Source organism: Rhizobium sp. ERR 1071 (assembly GCF_007828675.1).
GTDB classification, from domain to species: Bacteria; Pseudomonadota; Alphaproteobacteria; order Rhizobiales; family Rhizobiaceae; genus Rhizobium; species Rhizobium dioscoreae.
Window position 1 is genome coordinate 1 of sequence record NZ_VITM01000011.1, and the last position, 17128, is coordinate 17128.

Here is a 17128-nt window from a genome sequence, read left to right on the forward strand (position 1 = left end):
CATCGGACACCTCGTCACAACCATCGAGCCTAGCGAATGCAGCAACTACTTCGCCAACGCCGGATACGCTTCCGTCAAAACCTGAAAAGCTCTAGCCCTCTCTCCGCGATGCGGGGCCATGCACGAAACTGCGGCAGAACCAAACTCGCCTGACGATCTCAGTTCAAAGGGATATAGGAAGCATCCTGCCGATTATCAGGTCCCTTGCGACCCCGGCGTTTTCAAAGCCCCCCAGCGTAGGCCATCCATGAGGAGGCGTACGAGGCGGCGGGATCGGTCATACCATTCCGGTGAATCGGGCATGGAATAGGTGCCGGAAAGTGCCTGCAGCACGTCGGTACTGTCGACGTCGGTGCGGATCGCGCCGGCGGCGACTGCGCGGTCGATGAGACTTGCGAGCGCGACCGGCACCTTACCGTAACTGTCGGCGAAGAGCTTGGAATTGCTGTTGAAAAGGATGCGCAGACTGTCGGCCATGCCCCGCTTCGTCGCGATGTAACCGACGAAGCGATGCATCCATTCCTCCAGAGCTTGATCCGGTGGGCGTTCGCGTGAAAGTTCTTCGGCGGCATCGCATAGTGCTTCGACTTCGTGATGATAAACCGCTTCCACCAGGTGTTCCCGGCTCGGAAAATGGCGATAGAGCGTGCCAATGCCGACATCCGCGCGGCGAGCTATGTCTTCCAGGGAGGCGGCGGTGCCGTGGCTGGCAAAAGCTTGTGCTGCAACTTCGATCAACTTGTCATAGTTGCGTCGCGCATCGGCGCGCAGACGCCTGCTTTCATTCGGCAGCATGGGTTTTGGTTCCGGCAACGGCTTGCGCGCCAATTTCTGCTCCTTGCAGGTTACCATGTGAGGATATCCGGCATCGCGTCAGATAGTGCGCGGCGATATCTTCTCCATGGCGAAATACAGAAGGATTGTTATCGCATTCGTCATCGAGGCGCCATTGCCGCCCGCGGGAATCGGGTTTGCAAGGATCGGGAAGGACGTTCGTGCGGATTTCTGGCTGGCTTATGGAGACGGCGCGCCGAAATGGCTCGGCCCAAAGCCCGGTCCCAAATTCGGTCCGAAGTCCGATCCTGAATTCGGCCCGAAGCTCGGCCCCTGCTCGAAGTTGGCGAAGGGGGCGGAGGGATTGCCGCGAGCCGGCGGAACGTCGAGGTAGCTCATGATGTTCTCGACGTGGTTGACCTGTGAGCGCAGGCTGTCGAGCGACTTGCCGGTCAGATTGGTGCCGGCGGGCAATTGCGCTGTCAGCGGATTTTCGTAACGGCCGTTGACGCGCAGTTCGTAATAGAGATGCGGGCCGGTGGAGTAGCCCGTCGAGCCGACATAGGCGATGACCTGGCCCTGGGTGACGCGCTGGCCGACACGAAGATCCGACGGCGTTGCCGAAATATGGGCATAGGTGGTCTCGTAGCCGCCGTCGTGGCGGATGCGGACATATTTGCCGTAGCCGGTTTCCCAGGAGATCTTTTCGACGACGCCGTCGCCGGCGGCCTGGATGGGGCTTCCCATCGGCGCACGGAAATCGACGCCGTTGTGGAATTTCTTCACGCCGAGAATGGGATGGATGCGCCAGGCAAAGCCGTCACCAAGCGTGCCATTCGGAACGGGCCGGTGCACAAGCGACTTTGCGATCGAGTGGCCGCTCTCATCGTAGAATTCCGAGGGGCCTTCGCCTTCATTCTTATGCAGATAGAAACGATGCGTGTCGCCGTCGGCATGGAATTCGATGAACATCAGTTCGGTGCGGCCGTCTTCCGCCTTGCGGAAGAGCAGGTCGACGCTGTCGGGAGCATCGTCGATGCTGGTGAGCGAAATGCCCTTGGCCTTGGCGAGCTTGATGAGCTGCGAGGCATATTCCTTGGTCAGGCCGGCTCTTTCGAGCTTGTCGCTGACTGCCCGCTCGTCGCTCTCGTCGACACCCTTCAAATCGACGGCGGCGACCTCCGTCGAGGATGGAGCGTCGGCCTGGCTTTCGCTGTAGAGCGTGGAAAACAGCCTGTCATTGGCCATCGGAACAAAGCCATTGGCATCATCGCGGGCAACGACGCGCTCCGGCGTCTTGTCGCCGCTAAGGCGCGCCATGATCAGCTTCGGGCGGGCATTGGGGCCTTTTTTCTCTAGCAGCAGTTCCAGGCTGTCGCCGGGAGAAACGGTATCGGTCTCCAGGGCGCGCTGCAGTTCGTCGCCGGCGTCGCTGCCGAGGCCGGCAGACGCCAGGATATCCTGAAGATCCTGCTTGTCCTTCGGCATGGATACGAGCCTGTGGAACTCGCGCCCGGCTTCGCCGGTCGTCGCGCGCGCTACGCTGACGTTCAGCGGCACGCCGCGAACCGGAAAGCGAGAGCGGCGCACGGCATCGTAATGCGTGGTCTGCGGATAGATGCCGTGGCGGATATCGGAAAGCGAAGGCGGCGAAAATGCCACATTGTCGGCGCGCTCGTCGCCATAGAAGGCATTGATGGCGCCCCCGCCGTCACGCGCCAGGGCGGTTTCGTCGGATTTGAAGACCAGCGTCGTGCGATGATAGGTGAAAATGCGGGTTTCGCCGCTGGATAATTTTTCGGCCACCTGCGCAAAGCGGGCGCCGTCGAAGCGCTGTTTTGCAGCCAGCCGGCTGGCTTTGCGCATGGCTGGTTGAGAGCGCGCGAGCTGGGCCGTGCGCACCGGCGTCGCCCGTTCGATCGTGTGACGCGCCAGCAGGGGATAGAGCACGGTGGCGAGCAGGCCGAAGGAGGCAGTGCCTGCGAGACCGATGACGATCAGGTGGCGAAGATGGGCAGAGCGCGGCAGAAAGGGAATATGAAAATCGTGATGCGGCCGCGCCTGGATCGCAGCCTCTGCAGGAAATTGAACGCGCAATGGACTTTCGGCCATGAAGTGAGGAACCCTGCAGATTGCGGTGGGCCCAAACTAGGGCAAATCATGGCAAAATCTAGGCAAATATTACGAGTCGGTTAACTGCCGTGATCATCCACAGGGCGAGATTTGCGCGTTCAAGATGATTCGTCAACCGAAGATGGTGTCGTAGAGCAGTTTGAAGTTCAGCGCCAGGATGATCGCCGCAACTATCCACGAGAGAACCGCGATGCTTCTGGGGATGACGAAACTGCCCATTTTCTCGCGATTCGTGACAAATTGGACCAGTGGAATGACGGCAAAGGGCAATTGCATTGATAGCACGACCTGGCTCAGCACGAGCAGGTTCGCAGTGCCCTTTTCACCATAAATGGCGGTCACGCACACAACCGGAATAATTGCGAGGCCGCGGGTCAAAAGTCGCCTTGCCCAGTGCGGAATCCTGAGCCGGAGAAAACCTTCCATCACGATCTGGCCGGCAAGCGTCGCCGTTACCGTCGAGTTGAGGCCGGATGCGAGCAACGCGATCGCAAAAAGGGTGGAGGCGATACCGAGGCCGAGCAGCGGTGACAACAGCTCGTAGGCCTGACCGATCCCGGCGACGTCGGAATGGCCGCTGGTGTGGAAGGCGGCAGCTGCGACGATCAGGATCGCGGCATTGACGAAGAGCGCCAGCATGAGGGCGACAGTGCTGTCGATGGTTGCCCATTTGATCGCATCGCGACGGCCCTCTTCAGTGCGTTTGTAGGCGCGGGTCTGGACGATGGAGGAATGCAGATAGAGATTGTGCGGCATGACCGTCGCGCCGATGATGCCCATGGCGATATAGAGCATCTCGTGGTTGGTGACGATTTCGGGCGAGGGGATGAAGCCTTGGAGGATCGCGGTCACCGGCGGTGCGGCCGCGGCGATCTGGATGGCAAAACAGATGGCGATGACGGTCAGCAGCGCGATGACGAAAGCTTCGAGGTAGCGGAAGCCCTTGCTCATCAGCAGCAGCAACAAAAATGCGTCGAGCGCGGTGATCAGCGCGCCGCCGATCAGCGGAATTCCGAAGAGCAGCTGCAATGCGATCGCCGTACCGATGACTTCGGCAAGATCGCAGGCAATGATGGCGAGCTCGCAGGCGAACCACAGTGCCAGATTGACCGGCCGTGGATAGTGATCGCGACAGGCTTGGGCGAGATCACGGCCGGTGGCGATGCCGAGCCTTGCGGAAAGCGCCTGCAGCAGGATCGCCATCAGGTTCGACAGCATGATGACGGTGAGAAGCGTATAGCCGAACTGCGCGCCGCCGGCGAGATCGGTCGCCCAATTGCCGGGGTCCATATAGCCGACGGAGATCATGTAGCCGGGGCCGACGAAAGCAATCAGGCGCCGAATCCAGCTGCCGCCGTGAGGAACCTTAACCGTGGCATTGACTTCGGGAAGGCTCGGACGATCGTCCTCGTCGCGGCTGGCAAACTGCCATGCGCGCCCCTGTACTGCAGCTTCTTGAACTTGCGTCATGCGGGGCTCCGGGAGGATCGTGCTATGAGACTACTAAATAAATATGACCGATAACAAAATTATGCAATAGGCTATATTTCAATGGTCATTGCATCGCTTCCGGCCGAGGCTGTGGCCTGCCGGTCCTAAAGCATGTCGCGCAAAAGTGTGCAGCGGTTTTGCGACAACGACATGCACAAAATCAAAGACCTAAAGCGCGGGAAACGACTCTGAAAGATCGCGACGCGCTTTAGGAGACGGGTGTCGGGGTGGGCGGCGCTGGTAATGCCTGCGTCTGTGAAGGGAAGGTTGGATCAACCAGGAGGTTGCGAGCGGCGAGACGGTGTCTTTTGCCCATGGCGGGCCGATGCGTCTTAGAGCGTGAGTGCTGAGGCTTGGCGCAGCTCGCTTAATCTTGTCCGGGCGGCCCTCCGCCACCGAAGCGGCGGAAGACGGTCGCCGGTCAGAACCTATTCGGCCGCGTCGTGCTTGGAAATGGAATCGCGGACGACGCCATATTGGCCACCCCAGCGATCGGTCATTTCGTGGCGAATATCCCACAGATCGGGGAAGAAGCGATGGCGCGTGCCGGCCTGTAGCAGCTCCACGGGACGACCTTTCAACGATTTAGAGCCGAGGCCGATGGAGCGCTGAATCAGATAGATGTGATTGGCGCGGAATTTCTGGAACAGTTCGTCATACTCGACCAGCGCTTCGGCCACCACGTAGCTGTCGCCGTGATCGTATTTATCGTCATAGATATCCGCGACCGTCAGGCCGGCGGCATCGAGATAGTTCGCCTTGAAGGCGTGCCAGAGATCCGGTGGCATGCGCAGCAGAAACCCGAAGCCGGGCGATTCCTGGCCGCTGCCATTGCCGAGCTGCAGGCGGATCTGCTGATATTCCTTCGGGGACATGGTTTCCAGAAGATCGAGCTGGGTCGTCATCATGCGCATGATCCGGTGCACGCGGCCCATAAGGGTCACGACGCGATGCGTGTTGCGCTCCTCCATGAAGCCGATGACATCGACCAGCGTATAGGCCATCAGCTTCATCCAGAGTTCTTCGACCTGATGGACGATCTGGAACTGCAGTTCGTCGCCGTTGACCATGCCGTTCAACGGCTTTTGACAGGCGAGCAGCTTGTCGCACTGTAGGTAGACGCCGTAGTCGCGCATTTCGGGCGCCTCGATGCGCGCGTAATAGTCTTTCTTCTGCATCTTCGTCCCCTTTGTTCCGGCCTTCGGCCGTCCAGCATATTTGCTCGCTTTCAAGGATACGAAATTCAGCTTGAACATTGTTCCTATTTGTCATCCATTTTGGAAAAAATAGAGTACGATCGATCATCTTTGTGGCTATGGAGAGAACGATGGAGTTGGATGCCGTAGATCGTAAGATCATTACCGCGCTGGAGGCTGATGCCCGCCTCTCCTTTGCTGCGCTTGCCGATCTGGCCGGTCTCAGCAAGACGCCATGCTGGAAGCGCGTAAAAGCGCTGGAGGAAGCGGGTATGATCCGGGGATACAGGACGCTTCTCGACCCGGCCAAGCTCGGCTTCGGGCTGGAGGCTTTCGTGCAGGTGTCGATCGATGTCGAGCGCTTCGATGCCTTCGAAGCCGCCGTACGCCGCCATCCGCTGATCTGGCGCTGTCATGCGACAACGGGCGAGGCGGATTATCTCCTGCATATTCTGGCGACCGATATGGCGGCGCTCGACCGGTTGCTTCGGCAGGAGCTCAACCGGCTGCCGGGCGTCCGGCATACCGTGACGTCGATGTCGACGCGGGAGATCAAGTCGGACATTTCGTTGGCCGAGGCCATGCTGCATGTCGGCGAATAACTATCGGCCGTCGTCATATGGCGTCGAGCCGACGACACGGCGTATCAGTCGTTCGCCGACATCGACAAGGGAAAAGGAGTTACTGGATCGGAGCGATCACATCGGCGGCACGGTGCCGTTGAGGCCGACGGCAACCCGGTCGGCGGAGACGGTGGTTTCGCCGGTTTGCTCGCCGGTGATGAAGACGCCGGCACCGGGCTTCAGATCTGCTTTCGTTGCCGATGTCAGTGTTACTACGGGCGTGCCATCCGGAATCTTGATCTTGCGTTCGCCGCCCTTGTAGGTGAGGGTCAATGTCGGGCCGCTGACGGACGTCACGGCATTGGCGACCGTGGCGTTGGTCATCGAGCTGTTCGGCGCTGAATCCCAGGGGCGATCGCCTTCGCCGGTTCCCTTCATCGAGGCCGGGAAGATGACGACTTCGATCGCGCCATTGATGCCGCTGTCGGTCGGCTGCGAGGCGATGCCGACGAAGTCGCCGGGCTTGATGTCGCTGACGGCGGCCTTGACGACGCCGCCGACGTTCCAGCCGGATCTCAGCGCGACTGTCACGTCCTTGCCGTCGCGGGACTTGACCTTGAGCGTGTCGCCATCGAGGCTTTCCACGGTGCCACGCACCCTTACACGCTCGGCAGCCTCGGCGCTTTGCAACGCGGCAAGCATGGGGACGGAGAGCATCAGCGCAGCCGCGATCAGACGTTTGCGATCCATGGGTGGGGTCTCCCTTGAAATATCGGCCGCGCGATGCGCCGGTCGTGCTTGGTAAGAAGGTTGGAATTGGTCGACGGAAGCCGCGGGGCGGCTTCGAAGCCATCTACATCGCGATCCTATGCGCCGCTTCCATCACCCGCCATTCAAACAAGCGTGAGATTGCTATCCCGTTCGGCGCGGGCAGAAATTCCTGGAAAAAGCCCATTTTTTCGCAGAACATCAAGCATTGCTTAACGTTTACCGTTAGACTGCGCTGGTTATCTCGAATTCCCTATCGCGCTTGTCGCTGGGCTGGGGAGATTGGAGAACGAAATGACCGCGATTCGTCCGCTTTTGATCGGAATCCTCCTGATTCTGGCACTGGTTCTGATTGCGCTCAGTATCCTGCTGGTCGATCCTGCCCAGCCTGTCCGGCAATCCGATAGCCTCATTCCGCCGCCGACAGAGTCGCCGCAGCGCCCCTAAGTTGGCGCCGGGAATGGTCAGCTTGCGGGCGTAAAGCGCGCCACAAGGCTGTGACGATCACCGGGATAGGTGAGGCGGACATGGGTTATCGGACCGGCGGCGCTCCAGGTGCGCCGTTCGACGACGAGGCATGCCGCACCCTTCTGGATATCGAGATTGGCGGCGGCGTCGCCTTCGGCCGATATGGCACGGATCTGATGTTCGGCGGTGCTCCACGGCACCTGGTTGAGGAGCCAGGGGCCTGGCGGCAGCGTTTCGAAGTCTGCCTTCGCCGCTTCCGGCACCGCGTCGAGATTGATGACGCGATTTTCCAGGCAGAAGGGGCGCGGACCGGCATAGTGGATGCAGGTGATCTCTATCACCGGGATAGAGCCGACGAACTGCAGCCTGCGCGCGTCCTCCGGCCGCCCACGCCGCTCGGCACGCTTTATCAGCCTGTGCGAGTAGGGCAGATTGAGTGACAGGACCTCGGACTTGATGTCGTGAATCTCAAGCACGGCGGATTGTGCCTGCGGATGCGTGACGAAGCTGCCCGAGCGCTTTCGCCGCTCGATCAAGCCGGCACGCGCAAGCTGGGTCAGCACCTTGTTTACCGTCATGCGCGAGCAGTCATACTGCTCCGCCAGGTCCATCTCGAACGGGATGCGATGCCCTGGAGGCCAGGCGCCGGAAACGATCCGGCCTTCGATATCGCTCAAGATGCGCTGATGGAGGGTCGCCTCTTTGCTCGTGGTCATGCCACCCATCTGTTCCGTGTGAGACATGGGATTTCCCGCAAGTTATTTAGGGGTCAATCGATGGGAGGAAAAGCGGTTTTTAACCGATAAGTTCAGCCATCGCCTTGCGGAATCGCGTGGTGATTGCCTCTCTCCTCAGATGTCGGCCCCCGTCCACCTGCTTTTTACCCAGGGCCCACACGCCGTCCACGGTGACGCCGCCGGCGAAGGTCCAGTGATCGAGAATACGGTCGCCGGAGAGATAGGGTACCGCACTTACATCGAGCGAAACGATATCGGCGTGATTACCGACGGCGAGGCCGGCCGGTGCCTTGAGAGCCGCGCCACCGCCCGCCAGAGTGCCGTCGAACAGCATGCGGGCGGTCGAACCGCCCGTCGTGGCAATGACGTTGCGGGCGCGTAGCGCCAGGCGCTGCGAATATTCGAGCTGCCGCAACTCCTCCGGCACGGAGATGAGAATATTGGAATCGGAACCGACGCCGTAGTGGCCGCCTTCCTCCAAGAATAGCGGTGCCGGGAACACGCCATCGCCGAGATTGGCTTCGGTGATCGGGCAAAGGCCGGCGATCGCGCCGCTTCTAGCCATGCGCCGCGTCTCATCCTCGGTCATGTGCGTGGCATGGATCAGGCACCAGCGCTCATTGACGGGCGCATTGTCGAGCAGCCATTGCACCGGCCGGGCACCCGACCAGGCGATGCAATCCTCCACTTCTTTCACCTGCTCGGCGACATGGATGTGGATCGGCCCATCGCCGGCGATCGGCACGAGCTTTGCCAGCTCTTCCGGTGTCACGGCCCGCAGGCTGTGCGGCGCGATGCCGAGTTCGGCGCCAGGCAGGCGGCTCGTGACCGGGCGGCAGCCGGCCATAAGAGCTTCGAAGCTCTCGATCGAATTGATAAAGCGGCGCTGGCCGTCGATGGGAGCGGCACCGCCGAAGCCGGAATGAGCGTAGAAGACGGGCAGCAGCGTCAGCGCAATGCCGGTTTCGGAGCTGGCGGCGCCAATGCGCTCGGCCAGCTCGGCGATATTGGCATAATGGCTGCCATCCTTGTCATGATGCAAATAGTGGAATTCACCGACGCGGGAGAAGCCGGCTTCGAGCATTTCCATATAGAGCTGTGCGGCGACGGCCTCGACATGGTCCGGCGTCATCGACAAAGCGAATTTGTACATGACGGTGCGCCAGCTCCAGAAGCTGTCATTGGCCGGGCCGCGGACTTCGGCAAGGCCGGCCATGGCGCGCTGGAAGGCGTGGCTGTGCAGGTTCGGCATCGCCGGAACCAGAACATCCTGCCTGTCGTCGCCGGCTTCGGGAGCGACATCGGTCGCGATCTCGGCGATGCGGCCGCCTTCGAGGGTCAGCCTTACATTCTCGTGCCATCCGTCGCCAAGCAGTGCCGAGCGTGCATGAAGTCTCGTCATGGTCTCACCCTTTCCTTTCGGACATGGAGTCCAAAATCCCTCTTGTCAGCCTTTCGATTATGTATATACATTATGAGCCAACGAGGAAAGGCGTAAAGCTGATGGGTGGGAATAATTTTTCCGAAGATGGCAAGGACGGCGATACGGCAAGCCGCGTCTGGCGCAACGCTCGCCTTGCAACCTTGAAAGAGGGCGAGGCCCGGCTCGGTACTATCGAGAAGGGCGCGATCCTGACCAAGGGCGGCCGTATCGTCTTTGCCGGCAGCGAAGCCGATCTGCCCGATACATCGGGCGCCGAAAGCATCGACCTCGAAGGGCGCTGGGTGACACCCGGGCTCGTGGATTGCCATACGCATATCGTTTATGGCGGCAATCGCGCCCGCGAATTCGAAATGCGGTTGGAAGGCGCGAGCTACGAAGAAATCGCCCGTGCCGGCGGCGGTATCGTCTCCTCCGTCAATGCAACGCGGGCGCTGTCGGTGGATGAGCTTGTCGCTGTGGCCTTGCCGCGCCTCGACACGCTGCTATCCGAAGGCCTAACGACAATCGAAGTAAAGTCAGGTTACGGCCTCAACATTGAATCCGAACTGAAGATGCTGCGGGCCGCGCGCAAGCTGGAGACAGTCCGCCCGGTTCGCGTCGTCACCTCGTATCTCGGCGCGCATGCGGCGCCAGCGGAGTATAAAGGTCGTAATGGCGACTATATCACTGACGTCGTGCTGCCGGGCCTCAGCCAGGCCCATGCCGAAGGTCTTGTCGATGCCGTCGACGGCTTCTGCGAAGGCATCGCCTTTTCGACGGCGGAAATCGCGCGCGTCTTCGATCTTGCCAAGTCGCTCGGTATTCCGGTGAAGCTGCATGCCGAACAGCTTTCCAATCTCGGCGGTGCCAAGCTTGCCGCCTCCTATGGTGCTTTATCAGCCGATCACGTCGAATATCTCGATGAGGATGGCGTCAAGGCGATGGCTGCGGCGGGTACGGTTGCCGTGCTGCTGCCCGGCGCCTTCTATGCCATCAACGAGAAACAGAAGCCGCCGGTTCAGGCCCTGCGTGAAGCGGGCGTCTCGATCGCCATTGCGACCGACTCCAATCCCGGCACTTCGCCGCTGACCTCGCTGCTGCTGACCATGAACATGGCGGCCACCCTTTTCCGCCTGACGGTCGAGGAATGCATCGCCGGCGCCACCCGCGAAGGCGCGCGTGCCCTTGGTCTTCTGAGCGAAACGGGGACGCTCGAGGCCGGCAAGTCGGCCGATTTTGCCATCTGGGATGTCGAAAGCCTGGCGGAGCTGGTCTACCGCATCGGCTTCAATCCCCTCCATGCACATGTCTTTAAGGGAAAGAGGTTCAACCGATGACTGTCGTTCTCCATCCGGGTTCCGTCTCGCTGCAGCAGCTGGCGACGATCTATTGGAGCGGTGAGCCGGCTAAGCTCGATGCGTCCTTCGATGCCGGCATCGCCAAGGCGGCCGCCCGTATTGCCGAAATCGCTGCCGGCAATGCGCCGGTTTACGGCATCAACACTGGCTTCGGCAAACTGGCATCGATCAAGATCGACAGCGCCGATGTCGCGACGCTCCAGCGCAATCTCATCCTCTCGCATTGCTGCGGCGTCGGTCAGCCGCTGCCTGAAAACGTCGTTCGCCTCATCATGGCGCTGAAGCTCATTTCGCTCGGGCGCGGTGCCTCCGGCGTGCGGCTGGAGTTGGTGCGGCTGATCGAAGGCATGCTCGAAAAGGGCGTCGTCCCCGTCATTCCCGAAAAGGGTTCCGTCGGTGCTTCGGGCGATCTCGCGCCGCTCGCGCATATGACCGCCGTCATGATGGGGCATGGGGAAGCCTTTTATGCCGGCGAGCGGCTTTCCGGCGCGGCGGCGCTCGAAAAGGCCGGCCTGACGCCGGTCGTGCTCGCCGCCAAGGAAGGGCTGGCGCTGATCAACGGTACGCAAGTCTCGACCGGTCTTGCGCTTGCGGGTCTCTTCCGCGCCCATCGTGCCGCCCAGGCCGCCCTCATCACCGGCGCGATGTCGACGGATGCTGCGATGGGCTCCTCCGCCCCATTCCATCCCGATATTCATACGCTGCGCGGCCATAAGGGTCAGATCGATACCGCCGCAGCCCTTCGCGGGCTGCTGGCCGGTTCCGTGATCCGCGAAAGCCATATCGAAGGCGACGAGCGTGTGCAGGATCCCTATTGCATCCGCTGCCAGCCTCAGGTCGATGGCGCCTGCCTCGACCTCCTGCGCTCTGTCGGCCGCACGCTTGAAGTCGAGGCCAATGCCGTCACCGACAATCCGCTTGTCCTGTCTGACAATTCTGTCGTTTCCGGCGGCAATTTCCATGCCGAGCCGGTTGCCTTTGCTGCCGACCAAATTGCGATCGCCGTTTGCGAAATCGGCGCGATCGCACAGCGCCGCATTGCGCTGCTCGTCGATCCCGCGCTCAGCTACGGCCTGCCGGCCTTCCTCGCCAAGAAGCCAGGCCTGAACTCGGGCCTGATGATTGCCGAAGTGACCTCGGCGGCGCTGATGTCCGAAAACAAGCAGATGTCGCATCCGGCCTCCGTCGACTCGACCCCGACCTCCGCCAACCAGGAAGACCATGTTTCCATGGCCTGTCATGGCGCGCGCCGCCTGCTGCAAATGACCGAAAACCTCTTCGGCATCATCGGCATCGAGGCGCTGACCGCCGCCCAAGGCGTCGAGCTGCGCGCGCCGCTGACGACCAGCCCGGAACTGACCCTTGCCATTGCTTCGATCCGCGCCGCCGTGCCGTCGCTGGAAGAGGACCGCTACATGGCGAACGACCTGAAAGCCGCCAGCGAGCTTATCGGCTCCGGCGTGCTCAATGCCTCGATTTCAACCAACATCCTGCCCTCCTTGGAGATGTGACATGACCAACCCACGCCATAATATCCGCGAAATCCGCGCGCCTCGTGGTCCGGAGCTCAACGCCAAGAGCTGGCTGACCGAAGCGCCGCTGCGCATGCTGATGAACAATCTCGATCCGGACGTTGCGGAAAACCCGAACGAGCTGGTCGTCTACGGCGGCATCGGCCGCGCCGCCCGCACCTGGGACGACTTCGACCGTATCGCCGCGACGCTGAAGACGCTCAACGAAGACGAGACGCTGCTGGTGCAGTCCGGCAAGCCGGTTGCCGTGTTCCGCACCCACAAGGATGCGCCGCGCGTGCTGATCGCCAACTCCAACCTCGTGCCGCATTGGGCGACCTGGGATCACTTCAACGAGCTGGATAAGAAGGGCCTTGCCATGTATGGCCAGATGACGGCCGGCTCGTGGATCTATATCGGCACGCAGGGCATCGTGCAGGGCACTTACGAAACCTTCGTCGAAGCCGGTCGCCAGCACTATAACGGCAATCTCAAGGGCAAGTGGATCCTGACGGGTGGTCTCGGCGGCATGGGCGGGGCACAGCCGCTGGCGGCCGTCATGGCCGGCGCCTGCTGCCTTGCCGTCGAATCAGACGAAACCCGCATCGATTTCCGCCTGCGCACCCGTTATGTCGACGAGAAGGCAAAGACGCTCGACGAAGCGCTTGCTTTGATCGACAAGTGGACGAAGGCTGGTGAAGCCAAGTCCGTCGGCCTGCTCGGCAATGCCGCCGAGATCTTCCCTGAGTTGGTGAAGCGCATGAAGGCCGGTGGCCCGCGCCCGGATATCGTCACCGACCAGACCTCCGCTCACGACCCGCTGAACGGCTATCTGCCGATCGGCTGGACGGTCGCCGAACACAGGGCCAAGCGCGAGAGCGATCCGAAGGCCGTCGAAGCTGCCGCCCGTGCCTCTATGAAGGTGCATGTCGAAGCCATGGTCGCCTTCTGGGATGCCGGCGTGCCGACGCTCGACTACGGCAACAACATCCGCCAGGTCGCCAAGGAAGAGGGTTTCGAAAACGCCTTCGCTTTCCCGGGCTTCGTGCCGGCCTATATCCGCCCGCTTTTCTGCCGCGGCATCGGCCCCTTCCGCTGGGCTGCCCTTTCGGGTGATCCGGAAGATATCTACAAGACTGATGCCAAGGTGAAGGAGCTGCTGCCCGACAACAAACATCTGCACAATTGGCTCGACATGGCGCGCGAGCGCATTTCCTTCCAGGGTCTGCCGGCGCGCATTTGCTGGGTCGGTCTCGGCGATCGCCACCGCCTCGGACTTGCCTTCAACGAAATGGTCAGGAACGGCGAGCTGAAGGCGCCCGTCGTCATCGGCCGCGACCATCTCGACTCCGGCTCGGTCGCCTCGCCGAACCGCGAAACGGAAGCCATGAAGGACGGCTCGGATGCCGTTTCCGACTGGCCGCTCCTGAACGCCCTGCTCAACACCGCGTCCGGCGCCACCTGGGTATCGCTGCATCATGGCGGCGGCGTCGGCATGGGCTTTTCCCAGCACTCCGGCATGGTCATCTGCGCCGACGGCACGGATGATGCGGCCAAGCGCCTGGAGCGCGTTCTCTGGAACGACCCGGCGACCGGCGTCATGCGCCACGCCGATGCCGGTTACGACATCGCGCTCGACTGGGCCAAGAAGCAGGGCCTGCGCCTGCCGGCCATCCTGGGGAACTAAGATGAAGCTGCTGCGCGCCAGTGACCACAAGCGCATGCCCTGGAAAAACGGCGGCGGCGAAACGGTGGAGATCGCCGTTTCGCCCGACGGCGCCGGGCTTGCCGACTTCGACTGGCGCGTCAGCATGGCGACTGTTGCCACAGATGGGCCGTTCTCGGTCTTTCCCGGCATTGATCGCACACTATCCATTCTCGAGGGTGAGGGCATGACACTCTTCATTGAGGGGCGCGCGCCCGAGCGTCTGACGCAGGCGAGCGAGCCGCTGCCCTTTGCTGCCGATGCGCCGACTTCGGCGACGCTGATCGACGGCACGATTACCGATCTCAATGTGATGACGCGGCGGGGCCGTTTTACGCATTCCGTGCGGCGGGTTGCTATAGATGAACATAGGGAGGTCGCTTTCGAGACCGGGACCAATCTGGTTCTTTGCCATCGCGGCAATGCCGAAATCGATGGCATGGCGCTTGATGCTGGCGATTGCCTTTTGATTTCCAACGACAGCGCCGGGGGGCACTCGATCTCGGGTAAGGCGCAGCTGTTCCATATCGCCATCGCGGCAATATAGTCAGCTATCTGCCGTTCCTTGACTTGACACCTGTCCAGCTCGGTCATCCTATTTCTATCTAGTAGAAAGAGGATAGCTGCATGAGCGACGATCAGATCCCCGCCGATAGCAAGCTTACGACTTCCAAGCGCCGCTGGGCGGCGGAGGGCAAGTTTCTGACGGGGCGTATCAGCCGGCCGGAGACGGAGCGGCTGCCGCCGGGGCAGCATCTCGTGAAGAACTGGCCGGTGCTGGATCTCGGCGTGCAGCCGCAAATTTCTCTGTCGAGTTGGCGGCTCGATGTAATCGGCTTCGTGGAAAATCGACTCAGCCTCGATTGGGCCGCTTTCCAGGCGATAGAGCAAAGCACCCGTGTCAGCGATATCCACTGCGTGACGACCTGGTCACGCTACGACAATCGCTGGGAAGGGGTTTCTACACGCGATCTCCTCGATCTTGCCATGCCGACGGCGGAGGCGCAGCATGTGCTGCTGACGAGCTATGACGGCTATACTACTAATCTGCCGCTTGCGGATTTCGCGGCTGAGGATGCGATTCTGGCCACCGCCTGGGAGGGCCAGCCGCTGACCGGTGAGCATGGCGGCCCGATGCGTCTCGTCGTGCCGCATCTTTACTTCTGGAAGAGCGCCAAGTGGCTGAACCGCATCGAGCTCATCGGTGCCGACAGGGCCGGCTTCTGGGAGAAGAACGGCTATCACATGTATGGCGATCCCTGGCGGGAGCAGCGTTACTCGGACGATTGACGCTCTCGGCGCTTTGCGGGTGAGTACCCTGCACTGGCCCTCCCGAATCGCGGTTCTTATGTCACCGTGGCAATTTTTGATGGCGACGTCTGGGTTTGTGGCTTTGCAAGCCGCCATGATGGGCGTATTCAATGATCGTATGATTGTTGCCGGGAGTACTCGGCTTCCTTGAACGCCAATATCCGAAATTTCATCTCATGACCGTTGCCAGGACCATAGAAGAGCCTTCCGAAGCAAGTTTCGGCCGGCAGTCCCGCATCATCGCCTTCGTCGTCGCCGTCTCCTTCTTCATGCAGATCCTCGACGGCACCATCGTCACCACCTCGCTGCCGCAGATGGCGACAACCTTTGGAGTTGAGCCGGTGTCGATGAGCATCGGCATCACGGTCTATCTGCTTACCATGGCCGCCTTCGTGCCGCTGGCCGGCTGGGCCGGCGATCGCTATGGTGCACGGCGGGTGTTCCTGGCGTCGATCACCATCTTCACCGTGGCATCGCTGTTCTGCGGTCTTTCGGGGAATTTGACCGAATTCATCATTGCCCGCGCCGTGCAGGGTGTCGGCAGCGCGCTGATGACGCCTGTCGGCCGCATCATCGTGCTGAAAAACGCGCGCAAGTCCGATCTGGTGCATGCGATGTCGATGATCACCTGGCCGGCGCTGACGGCGCCTGTCATCGGCCCCGTCCTCGGCAGCTTCATCACCACCTATCTCAGCTGGCATTGGAACTTCCTGATCAATATCCCGATCGGCATTATCGGTCTGGGTCTCGTCCTGCGCTTCGTGCCGGATCAGCGGGAGGAAAAGGTCGCCCGCCTCGATTTCGTCGGCTTCCTGCAATCGGCGGCAGGGCTGACATTCTTGCTTGCCGGCCTTGAATTCGTGGTGCAGGGCACGACGGGGCTGGCGCCCAGCATAGGGTTGATCGCTGCAGGCGTGGTGTTTTCCATCATCGCCACCCGGCATTTTATGACGGTTGATGCGCCCTTGCTCGATCTCTCCGCCTTCAAGGTGCAGACCTTCGCCATGTCGACGCTTTCGGCCGGCACGGCGAGCCGTGTGGCGATCAACGCCACGCCGTTCCTGATCCCGCTGCTCTTCCAGGTCGGCTTCGGGCGCACGGCGATCGATGCCGGCACCTATCTGCTCTTCTATTTCGCCGGCAATCTCGGCATGAAGGCGATCACCACGCAGATGTTGAGAATCTTCGGCTTCCGCAACGTGCTCGTGGTCAACGGTCTGATCTCGTCGGCCAGCATTGCCGGATGCGCGTTTCTGTCTCCGTCGACGCCGGAGTTATTGATATATTGTCTGCTATTCATCGCCGGGCTTTCGCGGTCGATGAATTTCACGGCGCTGAATACGCTGGGGTTTGCCGATATCCATGCCGCGCAGCGCAGCTCCGCCTCCACATTGTCGAGCATGCTGCAGCAGGTTTCACTGCTGCTTGGCGTTGCCGTCGCTGCTGCGGTTCTCAATCTCTCGCGCACGATTCATGGTGGGGAAACGCTTTCGCTTGTCGATTTTCGCTGGGCTTTCCTCATCGTTGGCCTTATCGGTGGCATCTCCGCATTGCGTTTTATCAGCCTGCCGCACGATGCCGGTGCAGAGGTATCCCGCCATAAAGTGAAGACCTGATCAAAACCTTCAAATTCTTAACGATATTGACAGGCAAGCCGCTGTAATGTGGGCTGCCAGTTCCCATATGCAAT

At 61.1% G+C, this 17128-nt stretch carries 15 protein-coding genes; 8 read left to right on the forward strand and 7 right to left on the reverse strand.

All coding sequences use genetic code 11. The features are described 5' to 3' along the window. Positions 1-195: 195 nt before the first annotated feature. From FBZ99_RS26875 to FBZ99_RS26890, 4 genes are all read right to left on the reverse strand, one after another. Complete coding sequence (locus FBZ99_RS26875) at positions 196-852, reverse strand: TetR/AcrR family transcriptional regulator (protein ID WP_113331559.1); 657 nt, start codon at positions 850-852, stop codon at positions 196-198. Positions 853-1014: 162 nt separating this feature from the next. Continuing rightward, a complete protein-coding gene (locus tag FBZ99_RS26880; protein WP_145635853.1) occupies positions 1015-2886 on the reverse strand; it encodes a M23 family metallopeptidase in 1872 nt (623 codons plus the stop codon). Positions 2887-3018: 132 nt separating this feature from the next. Further along, positions 3019-4377 carry an Nramp family divalent metal transporter gene (locus tag FBZ99_RS26885; protein ID WP_145635856.1) on the reverse strand — a complete coding sequence of 453 codons (1359 nt, stop codon included), beginning with the start codon at positions 4375-4377 and terminating at the stop codon, positions 3019-3021. 449 nt (positions 4378-4826) lie between these two features. Further along, positions 4827-5576, reverse strand: coding sequence for a tryptophan 2,3-dioxygenase family protein (locus FBZ99_RS26890; RefSeq protein WP_069611656.1), 750 nt, complete (start codon positions 5574-5576; stop codon positions 4827-4829). 149 nt (positions 5577-5725) lie between these two features. On the opposite strand from FBZ99_RS26890, the gene FBZ99_RS26895 reads away from it, so the two are divergent. Continuing rightward, the gene (locus FBZ99_RS26895; protein WP_113331562.1) at positions 5726-6196 is read left to right on the forward strand and encodes an Lrp/AsnC family transcriptional regulator; all 471 of its coding nucleotides are present in this window, start codon (positions 5726-5728) and stop codon (positions 6194-6196) included. Positions 6197-6292: 96 nt separating this feature from the next. Here the strand turns inward: FBZ99_RS26895 and FBZ99_RS26900 are convergent, their stop codons facing one another. Further along, positions 6293-6907 carry a hypothetical protein gene (locus FBZ99_RS26900; RefSeq protein ID WP_113331563.1) on the reverse strand — a complete coding sequence of 205 codons (615 nt, stop codon included), beginning with the start codon at positions 6905-6907 and terminating at the stop codon, positions 6293-6295. Between the two features lie 312 nt (positions 6908-7219). Between FBZ99_RS26900 and FBZ99_RS33275 the strand changes: the two genes are divergently transcribed. Next, positions 7220-7372 carry a hypothetical protein gene (locus FBZ99_RS33275; protein WP_173002556.1) on the forward strand — a complete coding sequence of 51 codons (153 nt, stop codon included), beginning with the start codon at positions 7220-7222 and terminating at the stop codon, positions 7370-7372. A 17-nt stretch (positions 7373-7389) separates the two neighbouring features. On the opposite strand, the gene hutC is transcribed toward FBZ99_RS33275, so the two are convergent. Continuing rightward, the gene (gene hutC / locus FBZ99_RS26905) at positions 7390-8109 is read right to left on the reverse strand and encodes a histidine utilization repressor (protein WP_113331602.1); all 720 of its coding nucleotides are present in this window, start codon (positions 8107-8109) and stop codon (positions 7390-7392) included. A 79-nt stretch (positions 8110-8188) separates the two neighbouring features. Further along, complete coding sequence (locus FBZ99_RS26910; protein WP_113331564.1) at positions 8189-9532, reverse strand: formimidoylglutamate deiminase; 1344 nt, start codon at positions 9530-9532, stop codon at positions 8189-8191. Between the two features lie 101 nt (positions 9533-9633). Here FBZ99_RS26910 and hutI point away from each other — a divergent pair, with 101 nt between their 5' ends. The 6 genes from hutI (at position 9634) to FBZ99_RS26940 (ending at position 17054) form a co-directional block, all read left to right on the forward strand. After that, positions 9634-10890, forward strand: a complete 1257-nt coding sequence (gene hutI, locus FBZ99_RS26915; RefSeq protein WP_113331565.1) for an imidazolonepropionase — start codon at positions 9634-9636, stop codon at positions 10888-10890. Then, on the forward strand, positions 10887-12422 hold the full coding sequence (hutH, locus tag FBZ99_RS26920; protein WP_113331566.1) for a histidine ammonia-lyase: 1536 nt from the start codon (positions 10887-10889) through the stop codon (positions 12420-12422). Before hutI ends, hutH begins: the two co-directional genes overlap by 4 nt. Position 12423: 1 nt before the next feature. Next, on the forward strand, positions 12424-14109 hold the full coding sequence (hutU, locus tag FBZ99_RS26925; protein ID WP_113331567.1) for a urocanate hydratase: 1686 nt from the start codon (positions 12424-12426) through the stop codon (positions 14107-14109). 1 nt (position 14110) lies between these two features. Next, a complete protein-coding gene (locus FBZ99_RS26930) occupies positions 14111-14674 on the forward strand; it encodes a HutD/Ves family protein (protein ID WP_113331568.1) in 564 nt (187 codons plus the stop codon). Positions 14675-14754: 80 nt separating this feature from the next. Next, positions 14755-15417, forward strand: coding sequence for a sulfite oxidase-like oxidoreductase (locus tag FBZ99_RS26935; protein WP_113353753.1), 663 nt, complete (start codon positions 14755-14757; stop codon positions 15415-15417). A gap of 197 nt (positions 15418-15614) precedes the next feature. Beyond that, positions 15615-17054, forward strand: coding sequence for an MFS transporter (locus FBZ99_RS26940; protein ID WP_113353752.1), 1440 nt, complete (start codon positions 15615-15617; stop codon positions 17052-17054). Positions 17055-17128 lie beyond the last annotated feature (74 nt).